General features: G+C 67.5%; 19 protein-coding genes. 10 read left to right on the top strand and 9 right to left on the bottom strand.

Translation table 11 applies throughout. The features are described from left to right. Nucleotides 1–549: 549 nt before the first annotated feature. Entirely contained in the window at nucleotides 550–2,358 is a 1,809-nt protein-coding gene (gene dnaA, locus ACFWU3_RS13435) for a chromosomal replication initiator protein DnaA (protein WP_313945309.1), read from the bottom strand. A gap of 359 nt (nucleotides 2,359–2,717) precedes the next feature. Here dnaA and rpmH point away from each other — a divergent pair, with 359 nt between their 5' ends. From rpmH to ACFWU3_RS13390, 9 genes are all read left to right on the top strand, one after another. Then, complete coding sequence (gene rpmH / locus ACFWU3_RS13430; RefSeq protein ID WP_010985740.1) at nucleotides 2,718–2,855, top strand: 50S ribosomal protein L34; 138 nt, start codon at nucleotides 2,718–2,720, stop codon at nucleotides 2,853–2,855. A gap of 18 nt (nucleotides 2,856–2,873) precedes the next feature. Then, nucleotides 2,874–3,245, top strand: a complete 372-nt coding sequence (rnpA, locus tag ACFWU3_RS13425) for a ribonuclease P protein component (protein ID WP_384435593.1) — start codon at nucleotides 2,874–2,876, stop codon at nucleotides 3,243–3,245. Then, entirely contained in the window at nucleotides 3,242–3,601 is a 360-nt protein-coding gene (gene yidD, locus ACFWU3_RS13420; RefSeq protein ID WP_384435590.1) for a membrane protein insertion efficiency factor YidD, read from the top strand. Before rnpA ends, yidD begins: the two co-directional genes overlap by 4 nt. A gap of 3 nt (nucleotides 3,602–3,604) precedes the next feature. Continuing rightward, nucleotides 3,605–4,870, top strand: coding sequence for a membrane protein insertase YidC (gene yidC, locus ACFWU3_RS13415; RefSeq protein ID WP_384435587.1), 1,266 nt, complete (start codon nucleotides 3,605–3,607; stop codon nucleotides 4,868–4,870). An 18-nt stretch (nucleotides 4,871–4,888) separates the two neighbouring features. Next, entirely contained in the window at nucleotides 4,889–5,401 is a 513-nt protein-coding gene (locus ACFWU3_RS13410) for a R3H domain-containing nucleic acid-binding protein (protein WP_365937854.1), read from the top strand. A 114-nt stretch (nucleotides 5,402–5,515) separates the two neighbouring features. After that, the gene (rsmG, locus tag ACFWU3_RS13405) at nucleotides 5,516–6,232 is read left to right on the top strand and encodes a 16S rRNA (guanine(527)-N(7))-methyltransferase RsmG (RefSeq protein WP_384435583.1); all 717 of its coding nucleotides are present in this window, start codon (nucleotides 5,516–5,518) and stop codon (nucleotides 6,230–6,232) included. Between the two features lie 307 nt (nucleotides 6,233–6,539). Further along, entirely contained in the window at nucleotides 6,540–7,616 is a 1,077-nt protein-coding gene (locus ACFWU3_RS13400) for a ParA family protein (RefSeq protein WP_313945315.1), read from the top strand. Continuing rightward, on the top strand, nucleotides 7,613–8,710 hold the full coding sequence (locus ACFWU3_RS13395; protein WP_384435580.1) for a ParB/RepB/Spo0J family partition protein: 1,098 nt from the start codon (nucleotides 7,613–7,615) through the stop codon (nucleotides 8,708–8,710). Before ACFWU3_RS13400 ends, ACFWU3_RS13395 begins: the two co-directional genes overlap by 4 nt. Nucleotides 8,711–9,018: 308 nt before the next feature. Further along, nucleotides 9,019–9,636 carry a GNAT family N-acetyltransferase gene (locus ACFWU3_RS13390; protein ID WP_384435577.1) on the top strand — a complete coding sequence of 206 codons (618 nt, stop codon included), beginning with the start codon at nucleotides 9,019–9,021 and terminating at the stop codon, nucleotides 9,634–9,636. An 87-nt stretch (nucleotides 9,637–9,723) separates the two neighbouring features. On the opposite strand, the gene trxA is transcribed toward ACFWU3_RS13390, so the two are convergent. From trxA to ACFWU3_RS13355, 7 genes are all read right to left on the bottom strand, one after another. After that, complete coding sequence (trxA, locus tag ACFWU3_RS13385) at nucleotides 9,724–10,056, bottom strand: thioredoxin (RefSeq protein ID WP_384435573.1); 333 nt, start codon at nucleotides 10,054–10,056, stop codon at nucleotides 9,724–9,726. 46 nt (nucleotides 10,057–10,102) lie between these two features. Beyond that, nucleotides 10,103–11,077 (bottom strand): thioredoxin-disulfide reductase, encoded by a 975-nt coding sequence (gene trxB, locus ACFWU3_RS13380; protein ID WP_384435570.1) that lies wholly within the window; start codon nucleotides 11,075–11,077, stop codon nucleotides 10,103–10,105. A gap of 125 nt (nucleotides 11,078–11,202) precedes the next feature. Then, nucleotides 11,203–12,108, bottom strand: a complete 906-nt coding sequence (locus tag ACFWU3_RS13375) for an anti-sigma factor family protein (protein WP_384435567.1) — start codon at nucleotides 12,106–12,108, stop codon at nucleotides 11,203–11,205. Next, nucleotides 12,105–12,821, bottom strand: a complete 717-nt coding sequence (gene sigM / locus ACFWU3_RS13370; RefSeq protein ID WP_384435564.1) for an RNA polymerase sigma factor SigM — start codon at nucleotides 12,819–12,821, stop codon at nucleotides 12,105–12,107. The genes ACFWU3_RS13375 and sigM overlap by 4 nt, the downstream gene beginning before the upstream one ends. 189 nt (nucleotides 12,822–13,010) lie before the next feature. Next, complete coding sequence (locus ACFWU3_RS13365) at nucleotides 13,011–14,726, bottom strand: protein kinase family protein (protein WP_384435561.1); 1,716 nt, start codon at nucleotides 14,724–14,726, stop codon at nucleotides 13,011–13,013. A gap of 120 nt (nucleotides 14,727–14,846) precedes the next feature. Next, complete coding sequence (gene murJ, locus ACFWU3_RS13360; protein WP_384435558.1) at nucleotides 14,847–17,000, bottom strand: murein biosynthesis integral membrane protein MurJ; 2,154 nt, start codon at nucleotides 16,998–17,000, stop codon at nucleotides 14,847–14,849. Between the two features lie 45 nt (nucleotides 17,001–17,045). Beyond that, nucleotides 17,046–19,439 (bottom strand): DUF6049 family protein, encoded by a 2,394-nt coding sequence (locus tag ACFWU3_RS13355; protein ID WP_384435556.1) that lies wholly within the window; start codon nucleotides 19,437–19,439, stop codon nucleotides 17,046–17,048. Between the two features lie 249 nt (nucleotides 19,440–19,688). Here ACFWU3_RS13355 and ACFWU3_RS13350 point away from each other — a divergent pair, with 249 nt between their 5' ends. After that, nucleotides 19,689–21,131: a CCA tRNA nucleotidyltransferase gene (locus ACFWU3_RS13350; RefSeq protein WP_384435553.1), complete on the top strand. Its 1,443-nt coding sequence runs from the start codon at nucleotides 19,689–19,691 to the stop codon at nucleotides 21,129–21,131. Between the two features lie 103 nt (nucleotides 21,132–21,234). On the opposite strand, the gene ACFWU3_RS13345 is transcribed toward ACFWU3_RS13350, so the two are convergent. After that, nucleotides 21,235–22,527, bottom strand: a complete 1,293-nt coding sequence (locus ACFWU3_RS13345) for an MFS transporter (RefSeq protein ID WP_384435550.1) — start codon at nucleotides 22,525–22,527, stop codon at nucleotides 21,235–21,237. Nucleotides 22,528–22,545: the final 18 nt, after the last annotated feature.

Here is a 22,545-nt window from a genome sequence, read left to right as displayed (position 1 = left end):
GGACAACCGGGGGTTTCTGTGGACACCGAAAAGTTCTGCACATCCGATGCACAGCCGGAGGGGACTTCTCCCCAGCGCTGTCCCCAGCTTTACCCACGTTCCCCACAGGCCAACCTGCCACCTTGGTGTGACGGCTTTCACTCGACACGGTGAGAGGGCGTGTTTCGTTGCCGAACAGTGGACAGCGGTGTGGAGAAGCTGTGGGCAACGCGGCGCAGCCTGTGGGTCGCCGGTGGACAACGTCGATCATGGCCTGTGGACGATTTCTGTGTCCACAGTCTGTGGAGCGCGGTTGGCCACAAATCCACAAGGCACTGACCTGCTGTGATGACGTCTCAGCAACCGTACCTGTGGACGCAATCTGGACAACTTCCCGGTCCCCAGGCTGTGGACGGGAGATCTTCCCCAGATCTGTGGAGAACCCCTCCGCCCGGTCGAGTATTCGAACAGCCGGCACCGCGCGCTCCGGTCCGCGGCCGCGCGCAGCACAGCAGAACGCCCCGGGATCTGGTGTCCCGGGGCGCTGCGAAGAGGTGCGGAGCGGCCGCGTCAGCCGTTCTTGATGCGGTTGGTGAGCTCGGTGACCTGGTTGTAGATCGATCGTCGCTCGGCCATCAGGGCACGGATCTTCCGGTCGGCGTGCATCACGGTGGTGTGGTCACGGCCGCCGAACTGTGCGCCGATCTTCGGTAGCGACAGATCGGTGAGCTCACGGCACAGATACATGGCGATCTGCCGGGCCGTGACGAGCACGCGGCTGCGGGAGGAGCCACAGAGGTCCTCCACCGTGAGGCCGAAGTAGTCGGCGGTCGCCGCCATGATGGCGCTCGCCGTGATCTCCGGTGCCGAGTCCTCGCCACCGGGGATCAGGTCCTTCAGCACGATCTCGGTGAGCCCGAGGTCCACCGGCTGCCGGTTGAGCGACGCGAAGGCCGTCACCCGGATCAGCGCACCCTCCAGCTCGCGGATGTTGCGCGAGATACGCGAGGCGATGAACTCCAGCACCTCCGGCGGAGCGTTGAGCTGCTCCTGGACGGCCTTCTTCCGGAGGATCGCGATCCGAGTCTCCAGTTCCGGCGGCTGCACATCCGTCGTCAGACCCCACTCGAAGCGGTTCCGCAGCCGGTCCTCCAGCGTCATCAGCTGCTTGGGCGGGCGGTCCGAGGAGAGCACGATCTGCTTGTTCGCGTTGTGGAGCGTGTTGAAGGTGTGGAAGAACTCCTCCTGCGTCGACTCCTTGCTCGCGAGGAACTGGATGTCGTCGACCAGCAGGATGTCCACGTCGCGGTAGCGCTTGCGGAAGGTGTCGCCCTTGCCGTCGCGGATCGAGTTGATGAACTCGTTGGTGAACTCCTCCGAGCTCACGTACCGCACCCGCGTCCCCGGATAGAGGCTGCGCGCGTAGTGCCCGATGGCGTGCAGCAGGTGCGTCTTGCCGAGGCCCGACTCCCCATAGATGAAGAGCGGGTTGTAGGCCTTCGCCGGGGCCTCGGCCACCGCGACGGCGGCCGCGTGCGCGAACCGGTTCGACGCTCCGATGACGAAGGTGTCGAAGAGGTACTTCGGATTCAGCCGGGCGTGCGGTTCACCGGGTCCGGGCGCCGGCGAAGGCTGTGCGCCCAGCGGCCCGGGCGCTCCCTGGGAGACACCGCGGTGCGGCGACTGGGGCTCCATCTCACGGCGCTCCGGCCGCTGCTGCTCGTACTGCTGACGCTCCGGCGGCTGCGGCGACCGGTAGTCGCGCTGCGGCTGGTGGGGTCTGGTGGTGGCGTACGGGTCACGGTCCTGGAAACCGCCGAGCCGCGGCTGCTGCCACGACAGGTCCTCCTGCGTACGCGGCCAGGCCCCGGGCTCGGGCCGCTGCTGCTGATAGTCGGAGTCCTGACGCTGCTGCTGGTACTCCTGCTCCTGCCGTTGCTGCTGGTACTCCGGATAGGCCGGGCGGATCTCCGGCAGACCGTCGTCGGAGGGCCGGTGTCCATATCCCCGGTAGCGGTCGTCCTGGGGCTCGTCGTGATGAGGCCCCTGATAGAGGGGTGCCTGCGACTGCTGCGGCGCGGACGACTGCGACGGCGGAGGCTCCCCCGCGGAGTCGTCGACGGTGATCGCGATCCGGATCGGGCGCCCGCACTCGCGGCTCAGCGTCTCGCTGATCAACGGGGCGAGCCGGCCCTCGAGGACACGCTTGCCCCATTCATTGGGGACGGCGAGCAGTGCGGTGTCGGCGACCAGTGCGAGAGGCTGGCAGCGCTCGATCCACTGCTTGTCCTTGGACTCGATGCCCTGCTGGCCCTCTGCGAGGAGTTGCTCCAGCACTCGTGGCCACACTGCGGCAAGATCGGCAGGTACGTCAGCCACAAGGCACGCTCTCTCGCAGGTCCCACGAATGTGTGGTTCTCGGGACGGGATAGGAAGACAGGCAGGAAAGGAATAGGAGTTCCGCCAAGGTAGTCAGGGCGACCCGCGCGGTTCAAGTTGTTGTCCACAGCCTGTGCACAGTGTGGGCCGCCCCGGGGCCGGTTTGACCGGATGGCGTAGCCGCGCGTACCGTGACCAGGTCGAGTTGTCGATGGCTGCTGCCGCCTGCCTCCGATGGGCAAAGATCACGGTCTGTGATCGTGAAGCGGTGCACTCGGGCGTATTGCGAGCTACTCGTGGGCGCACGGTGACAGCCAGGCGATGTCCCGCCATCCACGATCTTTAACTGGAGCCCCCGAGTGAGCAAGCGCACCTTCCAGCCGAACAACCGTCGTCGTGCCAAGACCCACGGCTTCCGTCTGCGCATGCGTACCCGTGCCGGCCGCGCGATTCTCGCGTCTCGCCGTGGCAAGGGTCGCGCCAGCCTGTCCGCCTGATCACTTACAGGTCATGACGTGCTGCCTACCGAGAATCGGCTGAGGCGGCGCGAGGACTTCGCGACCGCGGTACGCCGAGGACGCCGGGCCGGTCGCCCGCTCCTCGTCGTCCATCTACGCAGCGGTGCCACGGACCCGCACGCGACGGGGGAGATCGCTCCCCCGACGTGTGCGGGTTTCGTCGTGAGCAAGGCAGTGGGCGGAGCGGTCGTACGCAACAAGGTCAAGCGTCGACTGCGGCACCTGATGCGCGATCGTCTCGCCGAGCTGCCCCCCGGTAGCCTGGTGGTCGTACGGGCGCTGCCCGGCGCGGGTGACGCCGACCAAGCACAGCTGGCCCGAGACCTGGACGCCGCTCTCGAGCGGTTGCTGGGAGGGGGCGCGCGATGAAGTACCCGCTGCTGGCCCTGATCAAGCTGTATCAGTGGACGATCAGCCCCATGCTGGGGCCCGTCTGCAGGTACTACCCGTCGTGTTCGCACTACGGATACACGGCCATAGACCGTCACGGTGCGATCAAGGGCACAGCACTGACCGCCTGGCGCATCCTGCGGTGCAATCCGTGGTCGCCGGGTGGTGTGGACCATGTGCCGCCACGCAAGCGTCCGCGGTGGCACGAAATGCTGCGTGATGCCTTGCGCGGCAGCAAGGGCGGGCAATCCGCCGCTGATGCGTCTGCCGGAGGGTCGGCCACCGACCTTCCGAGTCCGGCCGCAGAGACCTCGCCCAATGCTCAAGGAGCCTGATTAGTGGACACGATTGCCAGTCTCTTCACTTTTATCACCACGCCTGTTTCGTGGGTCATCGTCCAGTTCCACAGTCTCTACGGGGCGATGTTCGGCCCGGATACGGGCTGGGCCTGGGGACTGTCGATCGTGTCGCTGGTGGTCCTGATCCGGATCTGTCTGATCCCGCTGTTCGTCAAGCAGATCAAGGCGACGCGGAACATGCAGGCGCTCCAGCCCAAGATGAAGGCGATCCAGGAGCGCTACAAGAACGACAAGCAGCGTCAGTCCGAAGAGATGATGAAGCTGTACAAGGAGACGGGCACGAACCCGCTCTCCTCGTGCCTTCCCATCCTGGCGCAGTCGCCGTTCTTCTTCGCGCTCTACCACGTACTCAGCAAGATCGCCTCGGGTGACCAGATCGGCGCTCTCAACCAGAATCTGGTCGACAGCGCCCGGCAGGCCCACATCTTCGGCGCCCCGATCGCCGCCAAGTTCATGGACAGCCCCGACAAGGTCGAGGCGCTGAACGCCTCCCTGACGGACGTCCGGATCGTCACCGCGATCATGATCGTGATGATGTCGGCGTCGCAGTTCTACACGCAGCGCCAGCTGATGCAGAAGAACGTCGACCTGACGGTGAAGACCCCGTACATGCAGCAGCAGAAGATGCTGATGTACATCTTCCCGGTCATCTTCGCCGTGACCGGCATCAACTTCCCCGTCGGTGTTCTCGTCTACTGGCTGACCACCAACGTGTGGACCATGGGCCAGCAGATGTTCGTGATCAACCAGAACCCCACCCCCGGCAGCAAGGCTCAGGACCAGTACCTGGAGCGTGTGCTGAAGAGCGTCACCACGTCGGGCGAGGTGAAGTCGCGCCGCAAGCGGTCCGTCATCCAGGCCATCGTCGCCAAGGGCACGGACCGCAACGACAACGAGCGCAAGTTCATCACCGGTCTGGCCAAGGCGGGCTTTGCGGCTCAGGCGGACGGCACGGTGACCAAGAGCGACGCCGCCGCGGTCGAGGCGGAGGGCGCCGGTGCCCAGCGGCGCCAGCAGCCCAAGCGGCAGACCAAGGCGAAGCGCTCGTCCGCCGCCGCCCAGGCGGGTACGACCAAGAGCGCGGATGACGACGCGCCGGCCAAGCCCTCTCTGGAGAAGAACGCTCCGGAGGACGCCAAGCCGAACTCGGCCGGCAAGTCTCCCGCCGGTTCCGCGCGCCAGCAGCCCAAGTCCGGACAGCGCAAAGGCCAGCAGCGGCCCAAGCACCCGTCGTCCAAGAAGTAAGCAAGAAGGAGTCCATCCGTGACGGAAGGCACCATCCCCGCTGCCGTAGACAGTGGCGACACCCTGACCCGCCTCGAGCAGGAAGGGGAGATCGCCGCCGACTACCTTGAGGGTCTGCTCGACATCGCCGACCTCGACGGCGACATCGACATGGACGTCGAGGCCGACCGGGCCGCAGTGTCGATCATCAGTGACTCGAGCAGCCGGGACCTGCAGAAGCTCGTCGGCCGTGACGGGGAGGTCCTGGAAGCCCTCCAGGAGCTGACCCGGCTCGCCGTGCACCGTGAGACCGGTGACCGCAGCCGGCTGATGCTGGACATCGCGGGCTTCCGGGCCAGGAAGCGCACCGAGCTCGCCGAGCTCGGTGCCAAGGCAGCCGATGAGGTGAAGAGCTCCGGCGAGCCGGTCAAGCTCGACCCGATGACACCCTTCGAGCGCAAGGTCGTGCATGACGCGGTCGCGGCCGCGGGTCTGCGCAGCGAGTCCGAGGGCGAGGAGCCGCAGCGCTTCGTCGTCGTCCTCCCTGCCTGACCACCATCGTTTCCTCGGCCCCGTCTGTTTCGCAGGCGGGGCCGATCTTTGTCAGCCTGATAGTCAGCCACCACGGTCCACATTGCGGCAGTGCGGTACGGAAGGACGGTCCCCGTGACGGAGGCAGCAGAGCTTCCTCAGGCTCCTGAGGAAGCGCGGGCGGTATTCGGCGACTTCTTCCCGGAAGCCGTGCGCTATGCGGAGCTGCTCGCGGACGCCGGCGTGAAGCGAGGCCTGATCGGTCCGCGCGAGGTGCCGCGGCTGTGGGAGCGGCACCTGCTGAACTGCGCTGTGCTCTCCGAGGTGGTGCCGGAGAACGTCACGGTCTGCGATGTCGGCTCCGGAGCAGGGCTCCCTGGTATCCCGCTCGCACTGGTGCGCCCGGATCTGAAGATCACGCTCCTGGAACCGCTGCTGCGCAGGACGAACTTTCTCCAGGAAGTGGTCGAGCTGCTGGGGCTCGACCATGTGACCGTGGTGCGGGGCCGGGCCGAGGAGGTCCTGGGGTCGCTGCCTCCCGTCCATGTGGTGACGGCACGCGCTGTGGCTCCGCTTGACCGGCTGGCCGGCTGGGGAGTCCCTCTGCTGCGTCCCTACGGGGAGATGCTGGCGCTCAAGGGCGACACCGCCGAGGAAGAGATTCAGGGGGCACGGGCGGCGCTGAGCAAGCTCGGCGTCGTCGAGACCTCAGTGCTGCAGGTCGGCGAGGGCTATGTCGATCCGCTCTCGACCGTGGTGCGGGTGGAGGTCGGGGAGAGCCCCGGCGGTGTGCGGTTTGCGGCCAAGCGCGCGAAGGCCGCCCGCACCAGCCGCACCCGGCGACGACGCTGATCCCCGTGCTGTGATCCCGCTGTCGGGGCCTCGCCGTCCCTTTCTGTCCCGTCCGTGCTGTCTATGAGCGATGCTCCATACAAGCTTCCATACGTACGCATTTCGGAGTGTCGTGCGGATGTAGTCCTGCAGCGCGTGCATCGTGTTTCACGTGAAACGTCGCTCACTGCTGCAGGGAATCATCAGCCGCGGCCGAGCAGCCGCCCCGATTCGGAACCGTGCGCCCCTCGTAAGGGCTAGGGAGATGTCCACAGAGGTGGATTCCTCCACAGAACCACGGGCCTCGCTGGTTCACGACCCCGAAAGCATGGCAGGCTCTGTTCATCGCGAGTCTGAAGTCGAGGAGAGTGAATCCTTGCGGTCCGACGCCAACATCGCGGGACCGATGACCGATCCGGTCCCCGGTCCCCGTACCGAGTCGCCGGGGGACGATGTTTCACGTGAAACACCGCCCCCCATGGACGACACCCCCATCGGTCGAGCTGCTCAGCTGGCCGTGGAGGCGCTGGGGCGTGCCGGTGAAGGTCTGCCCCGACCTGACCAGACACGCGTCATGGTCGTCGCCAACCAGAAGGGCGGCGTAGGGAAGACCACCACCACGGTCAACCTCGCTGCCTCGCTCGCGCTGCACGGCGCGCGCGTCCTGGTGGTCGACCTGGATCCACAGGGCAACGCCTCTACGGCGCTGGGGATCGACCACCACGCCGAAGTCCCCTCCATCTATGACGTCCTGGTGGAGAGCAAGCCGCTCTCCGAGGTGGTCCAGCCCGTTCCGGACGTCGAAGGTCTCTTCTGCGCCCCAGCCACCATCGATCTCGCCGGTGCGGAGATCGAGTTGGTATCGCTGGTGGCGCGGGAGAGCCGACTGCAGCGGGCCATCCAGGCCTATGAGCAGCCACTGGACTACATCCTCATCGACTGCCCGCCCTCGCTCGGTCTCCTGACCGTCAACGCGCTGGTGGCCGGTGCGGAGGTGCTCATCCCCATCCAGTGCGAGTACTACGCGCTGGAGGGCCTGGGGCAGTTGCTGAGAAACGTGGATCTTGTACGCGGGCATCTGAACCCCGCGCTGCATGTGTCGACGATTCTCCTCACCATGTACGACGGCCGAACCCGCCTTGCCTCCCAGGTGGCGGACGAGGTTCGGAGTCACTTCGGTGAGGAGGTGTTGCGGACGAGCATCCCCCGCTCGGTGCGTATCTCGGAGGCCCCGAGCTACGGACAGACGGTGCTGACCTACGATCCGGGTTCCAGTGGTTCCCTGTCGTATCTGGAAGCAGCTCGTGAGATCGCACTCCGCGGTGTCGGTGTCCAGTACGACCCGCAGCACGCCCAGCTGGGCGGCCAGAACAGCCAGCAGAACATCTCGGAGGGCATCCAGTGAGTGAGCGACGTAGAGGATTGGGGCGTGGGCTCGGTGCGCTGATCCCTGCCGCTCCCCAGGAGAAGCAGGTGCCGCCCAGCGGGGCATCGAGCTCTCCGGGGGCAGGTCCGGTACTGACCGCAGAGCGGGGTGTGGCTGCCGCCAAGGTGGCAACGCTGCCCTCGGCCGCCGTCGCGCCCGATGCGACGATGCCCGCGCCGGAGCCGGAAGCTGCGGCGGAGCCCGAGGAGTCGCTCAGCGCGCACTTCGCCGAGCTGCCTCTCGACGCGATCACGCCCAACCCGCGTCAGCCTCGTGAGGTCTTCGACGAGGACGCCCTGGCGGAGCTGGTCACCTCCATCAAGGAGGTCGGGCTTCTCCAGCCGGTGGTCGTACGTCAGCTGGGAACCGAGCGGTACGAGCTCATCATGGGCGAGCGCCGCTGGCGGGCCTGCCGTGAGGCCGGTCTTGAGCGGATCCCCGCGATCGTCCGGCACACGGACGACGAGAAGCTTCTGCTGGACGCGCTTCTGGAGAACCTGCACCGTGCGCAGCTGAATCCGCTGGAAGAGGCTGCTGCCTACGACCAGCTGCTCAAGGACTTCAACTGCACGCACGATCAGCTGGCGGACCGGATCGGCCGGTCCCGTCCGCAGGTGTCGAACACGCTGCGTCTGCTGCGGCTGTCGCCGCCCGTTCAGCGCAGGGTCGCTGCCGGCGTTCTCTCGGCCGGTCATGCACGGGCGCTGCTGTCGGTGGATGACTCCGACGAGCAGGACCGCCTCGCCCACCGCATCGTGGCCGAGGGGTTGTCGGTGCGCGCGGTCGAGGAGATCGTGACGCTGATCAACTCGAACCCGAAGAGCGCGGCCAAGCCGAAGAGTCCGCGAGCGGGAGCCCGCCTTTCGCCGGCGCTCACCGACCTGGCCTCCCGGCTCTCCGACCGCTTCGAGACCCGAGTGAAGGTCGACCTGGGGCAGAAGAAGGGAAAGATCGTCGTCGAGTTCGCTTCGATAGACGATCTGGAGCGCATCCTCGGCACCCTCGCCCCGGGCGAGGGACGAGTCCTGGAGAAGGGCCTCACCGAGGATTCGGAGCAGGACGAAGAGGTCTGAGGCTTTCCTCGGTCCCCTGAAGGGCGGGCCGTGCCCGGGTGTTTGACCGGACACGGCCCGCCCTTTGCCATCTGGCGGTACCGATGTCAGGAACAGGTGGATACGATGCGTTCTGGTATAGGCGCATCCACCTTGATCCACCTCAGAGGAGGGCGAGGGACCGTGCGAACGGTTAGCCGTAGCCAACTGGTCACCGCAGGCCTGGGCCTGGGAGCAGTAGGAGGCTTCATCAGCAGCCTGCTCCATGAACGGAGCGCGCTGGCGGCCGCTCGTCATGCGGCCGGAGAAGGAAGCGAGGAACAGCCTTCATGGGGCGTCGGCTCGTACCCCTCACGCTGGACAACCTTTCGGACCTACCCAAGCGATGCCGAGCGTGCGTCTTCTGGGAACTTGATCCGGTCAGCGGAGAAGCGGCAGTAAAGGCGGGCACGCCGGAGCTGGAGAAGGAAGCCTGGATCTCGGCGGTCCTGCTCGAATGGGGCAGCTGCGGCCGCGTGGTCTACGTCGACGACGTGCCGGTGGGGTTCGTTCTCTACGCGCCACCGGCGTACGTGCCCCGATCCATCGCGTTCCCCACGAGTCCGGTCTCGGCCGACGCTGTCCAGCTGATGACGGCCTGGATCAATCCTGGCTATCAGGGCCAGGGTCTTGGCAGGGTCATCGTGCAGACGGTGGCCAAGGATCTGCTGAGGCGGGGCTTCCGTGCCATCGAGGCTTTCGGCGACGCGCGGTGGAAGGAACCCGCCTGCGTCCTACCGGCGGACCACTTGCTGGCCGTGGGCTTCAAGACGGTGCGGCCGCATCCGACGAACCCGAGGCTGAGGCTGGAACTGAGGACCACGCTGTCGTGGAAGGAAGACGTAGAGCTCGCTCTCGATCGTCTCCTCGGCGCGGTCCAGAAGGAGCCGGCGCTGCGGCCCCTGTGATCGCCTCCCACGACAATGGGCTCATCCCGGAGAGGGATGAGCCCATTCGTGTTTCACGTGAAACATCGTCGCCGTGACGACTCGCCGCTACTCGGCGATGAAGGTCTCCAGGTCGCGAACGATCGCGGCCTTCGGCTTGGCACCGACGATGGTCTTGGCGACCTCACCGTTCTGGTACACGTTCAGCGTCGGGATGGACATGACGCCGTACTTGGCAGCAGTCGCGGGGTTCTCGTCGATGTTCAGCTTGACGATCTCGATCTTGTCTCCGTGCTCGGCAGCGATCGCTTCGAGGGACGGCGCGATCTGGCGGCACGGTCCGCACCACGCGGCCCAGAAGTCCACGAGTACGGGCTTGTCGCTCTTGAGGACGTCCTCTTCGAAGGAGTCGTCGGTAACGTTCTTCAGGGCGCCGGCCACGGCGACCTCCTTAGTTCTGCGGGGTGAAGGGGGAGATGGTTCAGGGTCAGACCGCGGGGGTCTTCTCCGGCTCGGAGACCTGCTCGCTGTCGGCGAGTGCCGCGAGGTAGCGCTCGGCGTCGAGAGCGGCGGAACAGCCGGTGCCGGCAGCGGTGATGGCCTGGCGGTAGGTGTGGTCCACGACATCGCCGGCACCGAACACGCCCGTGAGGTTGGTCCGCGTCGACGGAGCCGCGACCTTCAGGTAGCCCTCGTCGTCCAGGTCGAGCTGGCCCTTGAAGAGTTCCGTCCGGGGGTCGTGGCCCACGGCGATGAACAGTCCGGTCACCGCAAGCTCAGAGGTCTCGCCCGACTTGGTGTTGCGCAGGGTCAGGCCGGAGAGCTTCTGGTCCCCGTGGATCTGCGCGATCTCGCTGTCCCAGGCGAAGGAGATCTTGGGGTCGGCGAAGGCGCGGTCCTGCATGGCCTTGGAGGCACGCAGAGTGTCACGGCGGTGGACGATGGTGACGGACTTGGCGAACCGGGAGAGGAAGGTCGCCTCCTCCATGGCAGTATCACCGCCGCCGATCACGGCGATGTCCTGACCCTTGAAGAAGAACCCGTCACAGGTCGCACACCAGGAGACGCCGCGACCGGACAGCGCGTCCTCGTTCGGCAGACCGAGCTTGCGGTGCTGCGAGCCGGTCGTGACGATGACGGCCTTCGCACGGTGGACGGTGCCGGCGGTGTCGGTGACGGTCTTGATGTCGCCCGTGAGGTCGACGTTGACGATGTCGTCCGGGACCAGCTCGGCGCCGAACCGTTCGGCCTGGGCGCGCATGTTGTCCATCAGGTCCGGGCCCATGATGCCGTCGCGGAAGCCGGGGAAGTTCTCCACATCGGTCGTGTTCATCAGTGCACCACCGGCGGTGACGGCACCCTCGAACACCAGCGGCTGCAGCGATGCGCGGGCGGTGTACAGGGCTGCCGTGTAACCGGCCGGGCCAGAGCCAATGATGATCACGTTGCGGACGTCGCTCACGGCGTTTTTCCTCGTCTCTGCGGACTGCCTACTGCCTACTGGGCCGGGTCAATGACTCTCACCCCACCCAACGGATCCTAAGGGGCTGGCATTCCCAGGATGGCCGCACGGCACCGTGGGGCGCGTCAGTGGCGAGGGTACGTGCTCGTCAGTAGGAGTTTTCCCGTGGAAGCGGGAGCGATGTCCACACAGGACGCGTCAATCACGTAGGCCTGAACCTGCTGGGTGTCAGAGACATGCGGGAGCACCACGAGGTACGCGTTGTCGCCCTTGTACACGCCCTGCTCGACGGCGATCGGCGGCTCGGTCCGCCCTGTCCCCTTCTGGACGCACGACGGTGCTGCCACTGCGCCGCCCTTCCGGGTGTTGGGCGGAGGCGCGCTGTCCGCAGAGCCGAACGACTCACTCTTGTCGATCTTTGTGTCGAGGGTGGGTGCGGCGGCCACCAGATCCTGGACCTGGCGCTTGAGGTTCATGGCTGCGAAGTCCCGGCCATCGCTGGCAGCAGAGCTGACGCCGGTCTCCTCCTTGGATGCTCCGGCGTCGCCGGCACCTCCCGGCGACATCGTCTGCAGGAGCAGCACACTCACGCCGACCGCGGCCACGCTGACGATGGCGCCGAGCACAGCGGTGCGGCGGCGCCGTCCCTGCCGGGTGCGGCCGGGACCGGTGGTGCCACGGGCGTGCCCCGCCGGGCGCTCGCTCGGGCGGGTTTCCTGCGAGCGGGCTGCGGGCGTTGTTTCACGTGAAACATGCTCGTGCTCGTCCGGCGCTGTGGAGTCCAGAAGCGCCTCGGCGGCCAGCGCCGCATCGATGCGGCCCGCGATGTCAGTGGGCATCCGTACGGGACCGGGGAGCGTGCCGAGCGTTTCGCGGATTTCTTCGAGAGAGGCGTGCACATCGGCACACAGCTCACAGCCGTCCAGGTGCTGTCGCAGATCGGCACTGCGAGACGGGCTCAGCAGGCCTTCCGTGAGATCGGAGATCTCTGAGACGTCCGGGTGCTGGGTCATGTCGGCCGTGGATGTCATGCGCGCCCACCTCCGCCCTTCACAGCAGCAGGGTCGGTTGTCTTCCCTGCATCCCTAAGTCCCGACGCCGGTGGGACGGATTTCCCTGGCGTCCGGTTCCTTCCCTCGTTGGATTCATCGCTATCCCCGGCATCTGCGCGCAGATGGGTGAGCATGGGCAGCAGTCGTGCCCTCCCCCGAGCGCATCGGCTCTTCACGGTGCCGGTCGGCACATCGAGGACACGGGCGGCCTCCGCGACCGGGTAGCCCTGCATATCGACCAGCACCAGAGCAGCACGCTGATCGACAGGAAGCTTCGCGAGCGCCGCCAGGAGCTCGCGGTGGAGATCCTGACGTTCTGCGGGCGCTTCCGCAGACTCATGGGGCTCAAGGAGCTGTTCCAGGCGCTCCGTGTCGTCGACGGGCGATGTCTTGCGGGAAGCAGCCTTGCGTGCCCGGTCGAGACAGGCATTCACCGTGATGCGGTGAAGCCACGTGGTGACAGCAGACTGGCCGCGGAAGGTGTGTGCTGCACGGAAGGCGGACACGAGTGCGTCCTGTACGGCGTCCGCGGCTTCCTCCCGGTCTCCCAGGGTGCGCAGGGCCACCGCCCAAAGCCGGTCGCGGTGCCGGCGTACGAGCTCTCCAAAAGCCTCGGGGTCGCCCCCGACATGGCGGGCCAGCAGCTCCGAGTCACTGAGTGAGTTGGACGCCCCAGTCGTCACGGCCTCCACCCTCTGTCCGGTACCACCCTGCCTGTGGTCACGCTCGGTCGTGGCTCGGACTGTCTATCACGATTCGCGTCGCCAAGGTCAGGGAGATGAAGAGCATAGAGCCGGGCCGGTCCCCAGGGGTACCGGCCCGGCTTCGACATCGCTTGTCCGGCCACAGCCGGCGGACGCTGCTGCACCCGACCGGGCCGCTCAGTGTCCGAGGAGCTTGATCTCCGAGATGCCGCCCCGGAAGGAGGACGGGGAGCTGTCCGGCGCCAGTTCGGTGATGCGGACCAGCACGTAGCGCGTACTTGTCGGCTTGTCGAGCGTGGCCTTCACGTCCTTCCCCGCCTTCTCCAGAGCAGTGAGACGTTCGGAGAAGTCCCCGAGCGACGTGGGGTCGGAGGCGTCCTCACCGGCGGCGAGGACCTCGACCTTCTGACCGCTGCGGTACATGACGACCTCGATGCCGACGACCTCCTGGACCTTGCCCAGGTCGACGATGATCCCGCTGCCCTGGCGGCGGTAGTCGAGATTGCCGAAGTTCGCGGCGCCGTCGTATCGCGGTGTGATCCACGCGGTGTCGGGCCTGCCGTCGACGGCGTTGGGTGCGTCCGCCTCCTGTATGCCGCCGGAGGTGCTCGGCACGAACTCCGACGCGTCCTTGATCTCCAGCGGCTGAGGCGCCTTCACCTTGTCGTCGTCACCCTCGCCGGGGTTCGTCTGGGTGTTGCCCGAGCCCTTGTCCTTGTCGATCAGCTTGTCCGCGATCTGCCAGCTGCCGAGCCCCAGCGCCGCGATCAGCAGGGCGGCCACGCCCCACTTGAGGACCCGGCCCGTACGGCTTTCGAGCGGTGCCGGCGGGACAGGCACGGGCTGCGGGGCAGCCGACCCGCCGTGGTTGGCCGGACGGCCGTAAGAGCCCTGCTGGTACGTCGTCTGCTGATAGTCGGGGGTCGCGGTGAACGACGGCTCGGGCGGGCGGATGCGGGGCATCGCGGCGACGGCCTTCGCGAGCTCGTCAGGCGTCGTGCACGGCGGCTCCTGGCGGGAAGCCGTGGCGCCGTCATTGATCAGAGCGCGCATGGCGAGCTCCGAGAGCCCACGGTGCACCCCTGCCCGCACCTGGTCGGGCGCGACCAGACCGACGCCCTTGGGCAGTCCGGAGAGCCCGTACGCATCGCTCTCGTACGGCCAGCGCTGCGTCAGTGCGGCGTAGAGCAGAGCGCCGATCGCTTCGGTGTCGGTGCGCTGAGGGCGCTCCGCGGTGATCCCTCGGAGGGCGGCGTTCACCGCGAGGCCGCGGATGCGGTACTGCCCGGTCGAGCTCCGCAGGACCGCGCCGGGGGTCAGCTTGAGATGCGCGAGCCCTTCGCGATGTGCCGCGGCCATGGCTTGGGAGAGTTGGTCGACGAGCTGATAGGCGTCATGCGGTTCCATGGGCCCCATGGCGAGCAGGGCGGTGAGCTCTGTCGCGTCCGGAATCCATTCATGGACGACGTAGACGAGGTCGTTCTCCTCGACGGCGTCCAGCACCTGCACGAAGCGGGGATCGCCGAGCAGCGCCGATGAACGGGCTGCGGCGAGGACGGATCGGGCCCGGGGATGATCCGCGGGCAGCAGGTGGACTCCGACGGCGCGGCGCAGTTTTTCGTCGACCGCACGCCAGCTGCTGAAACCGTCCAGACGGGTGACGCACTCCTCGAGCCGGTAGCGTCTGGCGAGCTTGTGGCCACTGTGCAGCTCAGGCGTGGCGATGGTGGGCTCGGTGCCCTGCCCGTCGCTGCCTGCGTCCGGCGCGGACTTCTTCGCCGTGTCCTCGGTTTCAGCCGCCCCGTCGCTCGTGGCCTTCCCCGCCTGCGCGGACAGCGGATCATCTCCGCTGTTGTCAGCCACGTCGACGGCGGCCGTGCTACGTTCCGCCACCGTCGTTCCTGCCTCCCCATTCCGTTGCGCATAACCAACAGCCATGCCAATTGTGCCCACAGTCCGCCGCTATGCACGACACACGGCGGCTGACGATGGTTGTGCGAGCCCGCTGTCCGACTAGCGGCCGAGGCGTCCGCGCACCATGCCGACCATGGAATTGAGCTCCTCGATGCGCATCCGCTTCGCGGCCAGGAAGAAGACGCCCAGCAGCACCGCACCACCGGCCACCAGCGCGATCAACGAGCCTCCGGCACTGATGCCCAGGAGCTGGATGATGCCGTAGGCGGTAGCGCCTGCCGCGGCCGCAGCGGGCACGGATGCCATGCAGAGACGGGCATAGGTACGCATGACGCGGGTGCCGTCCAGATCGCCGCCGAGGCGCTTCTTGAGCCGCCGCCAGGCGATGCCCACACCGACCATGTACGCGAGGCCGTAGGACGCGGCCATACCGACGACTGCCCAGCGGGCGGGCAGCACCACGAACGCGATTCCGGAGGCGGCGGCGTTGACGAGCGCGACGATGACCGTGTTGTAGAACGGGGTCCGGGTGTCCTCGTAGGCGTAGAAACCGCGGAGCACGACGTACTGCACCGAGTACGGGATGAGGCCCAGACCGAACGCCATCAGCGTGTAGCCGATGCCGAGAGCGCCCTCCGAGCCGGATCCGGCGTAGAGCAGCGTCGCCATCGGTACGCCCAGGGCGACGAAGGCGAAGGCGCAGGGGACGATCGCGACGGCAGAGGTGCGCAGTCCGTACGAGATGTCGTCGCGCACCGCGGCGGGGTCGCCGTCGTGGGCGGAGCGGGAGATCCGGGGCAGCACCGCCGTCATCACGGACACGGTGATGATGGCCTGCGGCATCTGCCAGAGCAGCAGCGCGTAGTTGTAGGCGGTGATGCCGGTGCCGGTGTAGTTGTCCTCTTCGGCGATCGAGCCGGCCCAGGTGGCCAGCTGGGTGACCACGATCATGCCCAGCTGGTTGGCGAGGACGAAGAAGAAGGTCCACTTGGCGAGCCCCACGGCCTTGCCCAGGCCGTGCCCGCGCCAGTCGAAGCGCAGCCGCATCTTGAAGCCCGCGTCCCGCAGGTACGGGATCATCGCGAGCGCCTGGACGGTGAGCCCGAGCAGAGTGCCGAGGCCCAGCAGGCGGACGCCTTCGGGGGTGATGGTGGAGCCGCTGACACCGGACTCGGTGAAGCTGCCGAACGCCCAGATGAAGGCGCCGAAGGTGACGATGATGACGATGTTGTTCAGGACCGGGGTCCACATCATCGCGCCGAAGCGGCCGCGGGCGTTGAGGATCTGCCCGAGCACCACATGCAGGCCCATGAAGAACATGGTCGGCAGGCAGTAGCGGGCGAAGGTGACTGTGACCTCCATCCGCTGCGGGTCGGAGGCGATCTCCGCCGACATCATCCGGACCAGCAGCGGCGCCGCCAGGACACAGACGGCGGTGACGCCCGCCAGCAGGACGACCACGAGCGTGAGGAGGCGGTTGGCATACGCCTCACCCCCGTCGTCGTCGTTCTTCATGGCCCGGACGAGCTGGGGGATGAACACGGCGTTGAGGGCGCCGCCGCCGACGAGGACGTAGATCATCGTCGGCAGGACGTTGGCGACCTGGTAGGAGTCGTTGAGGGTGCCGACGCCGATCGCCGCGGCCATCACCAGGGTCCGCAGGAAGCCCGTGAGCCGAGAGACGATCGTGCCCGCGGCCATCACGGCGCTGGACTTCAGCAGGCTGCCGGCCCGGCCGGCCGACTTGGCGGGTGCGGGCGCTGCCGGCACCGGTTCGGGGGCCGGAGCGGTCTGCCCCGAGCTCTCCTGGTCACGGAAGAGGTGCGCGAACGCGTCGTTCTCCTGCTCCTCCTGGCCCGCGTGGGTCACCAGGTCGTCGACGCCCGTGTACTGGGTCGTCCTGGCGTCGTCGCCATAGGGCAGAAGCCGCGACGCCCCACCGGGCTCGGGCGGCGGGGTCTGCGCCCAGACTCGGGGGTCGGGAGCGTGCTCCGGCGCCTGCGGCTGGTGGTACAGCGGCTGCGGTTCCTGGTAGGTACCGGGAGGCGGCGGCGGGTGGGAGGCACGGTCGTACAGCGCCTCGGACACGGGGTCCTGGGCGGACAGATCCTGCTCCCGGTAGGGGTCGCGGTCGTACGCCTCCTGGACGTACGGATCCTGCGCATAGGGGTCGGGCGCGGGGGGCGGCGGGACCTGGCCTGCCGGGTCCACGCCCGCGCCCTGACCGCGGTCACCGTCGTACGGCGCGTTCATTGCTACCCCACCTCATCGTCCCCGGCCGACCGGCCACGACATCGCTCAACGGTCCACTTTCTCACCCGTACTGGACGGGTTGTCGCTTTCCCGTCCGGTGTCCGGCGCCGGGTCACTCGCCTGCCCGGGATCCGGGTCGGCGATGTCGCCCTGGGGCCCCGTGGGCTCGTCCGGTGCGTCACCGCCGTCAGGCGTGGGCTCCGCACTCGCGGAACCGGCGTCGCCGCCGTCCCCGCCGTCGGGGTAGTCGCCATTCTCGGCGATCGGCGCCTGGGAGGCCGACCGCTTGCGCTGGCTGTACATGCGGACTCCGGCGAGGACCAGCAGCAGAACACCGCCGGCGATGACGAGCATCACAGTGGGGGTGATCTCGGAGACCTTCACCGTGAACTGCATCTTCTCGCCGTACGGCTTGCCGTCCTCGGTGTAGAGCTGCGCCGTCATCTTCACCGGGCCGTTCGCGTTGGCGGCGGCGTCGAACTTCACCGACTGGCTGTGCCCGCCCTCGACCTTGATCGGCCGCTCGGCGATGGCGTTGTCGCCGTCGAGGCTCAGACGGGTGGCGTTGTCCGAGCTGAGCCGCAGGACCAGGCCGTCGATGCCCTGGACCAGGCGGTTCTGCACGGTGACGGGAATGGTCGCACTGCGCCCCGACAGTGTGACCTGCGACTTCTCGATGAGCTTCACCTGCTCGGTGAGCACCTGGAGGTTGCTCCGCACGCTGTCGCGATAGAGCTGGGCCTCATCGGCGAGCCCTCTCCAGGAGGTGGACATCTCCCGGTCGATGGACCTGCCGAAGGGGGCCGCCACCCGGTCCTCGAGCGTCAGAATGACCGTGAAGTTGTCGAGTGCGCTCTGGGTGGTGCGGATGTCCTCGAACGCCCGGACCGGTAGTTCCTGCTCCCGGAGCTGTCCGGGGTACCGCGACGTGGCGGGCACCTTCGTCGTCGCGTCGGCGTCCGGCTTGACGCCCGCCGCCGCGACCAGGTCCAGCGGCTGGGTCCAGCGCTGACCGTCGAGGGCCGCGATCGCGCGAGCCATGGACTGCGCCTGTGAGGCGGTCGGCCTGCGCTGCGGGGCGACGACGATGCTTCGTTGGTTGTCCGGATCCTGGCGGGTCACGGCCAGCGTCTGGGCGAGGAACTTCTGGACCGCGAGCGTGGAGTTGCCGGAGTCCAGCATGTTGCCCTCGAAGGCCTTGGAGAGCCGTGCGTCGGCCACCACCGCCGTGGTGCCGCCACCGATGGGCCGTGCCGCCGTGGGCGTGTATGCCAGATCGTCGCGCAGGCTGTCGCTGCGGGCGATGACCTTGTGGGCACCGGCAGAGGTGGCGACGTCCACGATCGACGAATCGATCGCTCCGTCGACGGGCCAGGCGAAGTCGACGGACGGCTTCACATGGACGATCGTCTCGACGGTCTTCTCCGCGACCACGGTGGCCGGCTGAAGGTGGCTGAGGGAGCCGGAGACGTTCTTGCCGCGGTGGGCCAGCGAAGCGAGATCGGGATCCGCGAACGGCAGCGCGATGACCTTGCGCCCCTGGACGGCCGCCTCCACCGCGTTCAGCCACTGCTTGGCGACGGCCTGGTTCTTGCCGGCGACCGTGGTGGTGCCGCTCTTGACCCGGTAGTTCCTGGTCATCGCATCGACGGTGGCCAGAAGATCCGGATCGATGACCCAGGTGACGGGCAGTTCACTACCGAGGCTGACGAGCTGCCCGAGCCGTCCCTCGGGTGCGAGCTCCTTGGCCAGCGCCTCATCCTCGAAGACAGGCGTCTGCTGCTCGTCCGATCCCGTTTCCGACGTCAGGTGTGTCGACGAGATCAGCGGCCAGAGGTAGGTGAGCTGCGTCTTCTTCTCGGTGGCCTCCGGCTGCCAGGGCAGGAAGGTCCGCTCGATGCCCCGCACCTGATCGAAGGGCTCGTCGGGGGTCCGGCCCTCGAGGGCCACGCCGAGCTGATAGACGCCGTCGTCGTCGAGGTTCAGCTCGCTGACGGGGACGGTGAGCGAGAACTCCCGGCTGATGCCGGAGACGAGCTTGGGGAGCTTCGCCGCGAATTTCGCATCGACACGGGAGCCGTCGGCGCCGTCGATGAAGCCGGTCCGCTCGGCGGCGCGGTCGATGGCGTTCCTGCCTTCGAGCTGCGGCCCGATCCGCACGCCGATCTCGGCGTCCGTGACGGTCTGCTTGCCCTCATTGGTGACCGTGCCGGAGATGGTGATCTTGTCGTTCGGTCCGGGGGCGGTCGGCGTCATGGTGTCGATGGACACATCCACCATGTTCGAGCCGGTGGCGTCCTCGTCGGCGTGCGCCGAGGCGGCGGCCGGCCCGATGAGGAGCCCGGCCACGAGCGGTGCGCCGGCGATCATGGAGGCTGTGCGCCGCAACCACCGGCGGGCAGGAGAAGTCATCCCCTGGAAGTCTGCCGCCTCCGTCACGCGCTCGTCCGTCCCTCGTCGTCTGATGCCGTCGGTCGTTGTCGCTCAGTGCGTCCACGCATGGTAACGAGGTCCGCTGTGTCGAAGTGCCGCGGAGGCCTCACAAGATCGCAAGGAAGTGTGGGGACTCCATGGAGTCCGGCGAGAAGCCGATCATCGGCCCGCGGCCGGGAAGCTGCCACCGCGACCGGGCGCGCGGCCCATAAGCAGGGGCACCGGGCCCGGCGGGGGCACGTACCCTCTTCTGTTGTGCCGAACGTCAATGAAGACAACCCCAACGCCCTGAGCCAGGTGCAACGCCGTGCGGTGACGGAACTACTCCGTGTAGCGCCCGTCGCCGATGACCTCGCCCGTCGCTTCCAGGATGCCGGGTTCAGCCTCGCTCTGGTCGGCGGCTCGGTCCGGGACGCGTTGCTCGGCCGGCTCGGCAATGATCTGGACTTCACCACGGATGCCCGCCCCGAGGATGTCCTGAAGATCATCCGCCCCTGGGCCGATTCGGTATGGGATGTGGGTATCGCCTTCGGCACGGTCGGGTCCCAGAAGGACGGCTACCAGATCGAGGTCACGACCTACCGCTCCGAGGCGTACGACAGGACCTCCCGCAAGCCCGAGGTGTCCTACGGCGATTCCATCGAGGACGACCTGGTCCGTCGCGACTTCACGGTGAACGCGATGGCAGTGGCGCTGCCGGAGAAGGAGTTCATCGACCCGCACCACGGCCTGGAGGATCTGGCCGCGCGCGTGCTGCGTACGCCGGGAACGCCCGAGGAGTCCTTCTCCGACGACCCGCTGCGCATGATGCGGGCCGCCCGTTTCGCCGCACAGCTGGACTTCGAGGTGGCCCCCGAGGTCGTCACCGCGATGAAGGGCATGGCCGAGCGCATCGACATCGTCTCCGCCGAGCGGGTGAGGGAGGAGCTGAACAAGCTCATCCTCTCCGCACACCCCCGGAAGGGGCTGGCCCTGCTCGTCGACTCGGGCCTTGCCGAGCGGGTGCTGCCCGAGCTGCCCGCGCTGCGACTGGAGAGCGATGAGCACCACCGGCACAAGGATGTCTACGAGCACTCGCTGACGGTTCTGGAACAGGCCATCGATCTGGAGGAGGACGGCCCGGATCTGATCCTGCGGCTGTCCGCGCTGCTCCATGACATCGGAAAGCCCCGGACGCGGCGCTTCGAGAAGGACGGCGGGGTCTCCTTCCATCACCACGAGGTGGTGGGCGCGAAGATGACCAAGAAGCGAATGACCGCGCTGAAGTACTCCAACGAGATGGTGAGGGATGTCTCGCGACTCGTGGAGCTGCATCTGCGGTTCCACGGCTATGGCGCCGGCGAGTGGACCGACTCGGCCGTGCGTCGCTACGTCCGGGATGCAGGTCCGCTGCTCAGCCGGCTCCACAAGCTGACCCGCTCCGACTGCACCACCCGCAACAAGCGCAAGGCAGCCGCGCTGTCGAGGGCATACGACGGGCTCGAAGAGCGGATCGAGCAGCTGAAGGAGCAGGAGGAGCTGGACGCCATCAGGCCCGACCTGAACGGCAACCAGATCCAGGAGGTTCTGGGGGTTGGTCCCGGACCGGTGATCGGGAAGGCGTACGCGTTCCTGCTGGAGCTTCGGCTGGAGAACGGTCCGATGGAGCAGGACGCCGCTGTGGCAGCCCTGAAGGAATGGTGGGCGACGCAGGACTGAGTCTGGGCGAGCTCGACCGTGAAGCGGCTCGATGTTTCACGTGAAACATCGAGCCGGGCGGTGCACTGAGGGGCGATGTTTCACGTGAAACATCGCCCCTTTGTTATGGCCGCAGAGGATCCGATCGGTGCGCTGTCGCGTCCACCCGGCCCCACCGGGCCATTGCTACGGCGATCGCTGCGTAGATGAGGGACACGAGAACCACCAGAGGGACCGAGCGGCCATCGGGCGGCAGCATCAGTGCCGCGACGCCGGCAGCTCCCACGAACGCCACATTGAACAGCACGTCGTAGAGCGAGAAGACGCGGCCGCGATAGGCGTCGTCCACCGATGTCTGGATCACCGTGTCCGTCGTGATCTTCGCTCCTTGAGTGATCAGTCCCAGGACGAACGCCGCGACCAGTATCGGCACCGGGGCGAACGGCAGTCCCAGAGCGGGCTCCAGAACGGCGGCCGTCCCGGCGCAGGCCACGAGCCAGCCATAGGTTCCGAGCTTTTCGACGGCCCATGGAGTCACCACGGCCGCCGCGAAGAAGCCGGCACCCGAGATGGCGATGGCGATGCCGAGCAGAGCGAGACCGTCCTTCTCGTCCTCGTACCAGGCGTACCGGCACAGCATCAGGACCATGACCGTCAGTGCCCCGTAGCTGAACCGCATCAGGGTCATGGCGATCAGTACACGCATCGCCGGCCTGCGGCTCGCCAGGTGCCGTACTCCGCTCGCCAGGCCGCGTGCCGTGGAGGCGATCGCAGAGAGCAGTCGGTGTTGTTGCAACTCCTCGTCCGGCCCCAGCAGTTGGCGGCTCATGCGGAGTGAGGCGAGAGCAGAGCACAGATAGAGCGCGGCACCGAGCAGGACCACCACGGCGTCGGAGTTGTCGGCCAGCAGCCGTACGGCAAAGGCGAGGCCCCCGCCTGCTGTCGCCGCGAGCGTGCCGGCGGTGGGTGAGAGCGAGTTGGCCATGACGAGCCGGTCCGCGTCGACGACCCGGGGCAGGGCGGCGGAGAGACCGGCCAGGACGAAGCGGTTGACCGCGGTGACCGACAGAGCGGAGGCGTAGAACAGCCAGTCGGGCACGGAGGCGAGGATCAGCAACGCGGTGCAGGAGGCGAGCACCGCCCTCAGGAGATTCCCGTAGAGGAAGACCTGGCGGCGCTGCCAGCGGTCCAGCAGGACGCCGGCGAAGGGGCCGATCACGGAGTACGGAAGAAGCAGGACGGCCATGGCCGACGCGATGGCGGCGGGCGAGGTCTGCTTCTCCGGGGAGAACACCACGTATGTGGCGAGCGCGACTTGAAAGACGCCGTCGGCTGCCTGGGACAGCAGCCGGACCGTCAGGAGTCGACGGAAGTGGGTCAGGCGCAGGAGTACGCGCAGATCACGTACGACGGGCATGTGATCAAGCCTCACACA

This window comes from Streptomyces sp. NPDC058685, assembly GCF_042714725.1.
Taxonomy (GTDB): Bacteria; Actinomycetota; Actinomycetes; order Streptomycetales; family Streptomycetaceae; genus Streptomyces.
Note: the sequence above shows the minus strand (reverse complement) of the source record. Positions and strands in the feature narration are given on the sequence as shown.